The 1,166-nt window shown below is 52.1% G+C and carries 1 protein-coding gene and 1 pseudogene; both read right to left on the reverse strand.

Translation table 11 applies throughout. From position 1 onward, the window contains the following. A pseudogene (locus H164_RS0114295) lies at positions 1 to 283 on the reverse strand (DUF3408 domain-containing protein); the annotation flags it as partial. 5 nt (positions 284 to 288) lie between these two features. Further along, on the reverse strand, positions 289 to 1,047 hold the full coding sequence (locus H164_RS0114300) for a ParA family protein (protein WP_019969255.1): 759 nt from the start codon (positions 1,045 to 1,047) through the stop codon (positions 289 to 291). Positions 1,048 to 1,166 lie beyond the last annotated feature (119 nt).

The following is a 1,166-nucleotide window of genomic DNA, read 5'->3' on the forward strand; positions in this document are numbered from 1 at the left end:
TCTTACCGATACGGGCAGGGATGTCCACTTCCTTGTGAAAGGCGGCAAGGTATTCCTGCTCCCTGTCTTTCGACCGTCTGCGGCGTGCCGGCATTTCCTCCGTCTTCTGTTCTTCGTCCTTGCCCGCTTCTTTTCCCATAGGCGCCTCATCTTCCGACTCTTCCTGCTTTTCACTTTCCACTCCGTTCGTCCTTGCTTCGGGTGGGATGCTCATGTCGTCCCGACGGAACGAATTGATGATGAAATTGCTGTCGATGTCTTCCACTCTTGTCTTCTTTGCCATTGTCTTTATCTTTTGAGGTTTATAATGTCGAGTATTTCGTCTGCGAGCCTGTCCACATTGCTTCCCCGCAGCAGGCTCTTGTCTGTGGGGAATGTCGTGGAGCGGAACACCGCCTTTCGCTCGGATGCCATCTCCTTGCGGAACCGCTTGCTGTCGGGAAGGAAGGTCTTGAGTACGGGCAGGGCAAACTCCGCGCACACCTTTTCATAGATGTCGTAGAGCTCCGTCTTTTCGCGCCCGTCCACCATGTTCCATATCAGGTAAATCCCCTTGATGTCCGACTTGCCCGTGATGACCGTCTGCTCGTTGATGACGGTGGCGAACTTGATAGAACTTTCCATCACCACGCGGTCGGCGATGATGGGCGTGAAGATATAGTCCATCCGAGATACGGTATTGACGATCTCGGCATTGTTGACGGTGCCGGGCAGGTCGAAGAAGATGAAGTCCAACGGCAGCGAAGCCTGCAACGCCTCAGCTTTACCGATGGCATCCTCGGCCCTGCTGCACTCGATGATGTAGGGCTTCTTTTGGAGCGTCTTAATCAGCTCGAAAGCCTGCACCTTGTAGTAATCGTCCTTTGAAATCCTGTTCATGTCGCGTTTGCGCATGTCATGGATGCTGTACTGGGGGAAGTCGCAGTCGATGACGGCGACGTCATACCCTTTTACATAATGCAGGTAGCTTGCCACGAGTACCGTGAGCGTCGTTTTGCCTGCCCCTCCTTTTTGGGTGGAGAATGCCACATACTTGGTTTCTTTCATACGTTTATTTGTTGGTAAGTTCATAAATGCTTTGATATATGATTGGGACATCCCATTGACGGGTATAGGACTTGTACTCGACAAGTATAGGACTTGTGCCCCACGGGTATAGGACTTGT

The sequence above is a fragment of the Segatella maculosa DSM 19339 = JCM 15638 genome, assembly GCF_000382385.1.
GTDB classification, from domain to species: domain Bacteria; phylum Bacteroidota; class Bacteroidia; order Bacteroidales; family Bacteroidaceae; genus Prevotella; species Prevotella maculosa.

Bases quoted from the DNA above. Each gene is read 5' to 3' on its own strand.
- H164_RS0114300 (WP_019969255.1), bottom strand. From the start codon at position 1,047: ATGAAAGAAACCAAGTATGTGGCATTCTCCACCCAAAAAGGAGGGGCA.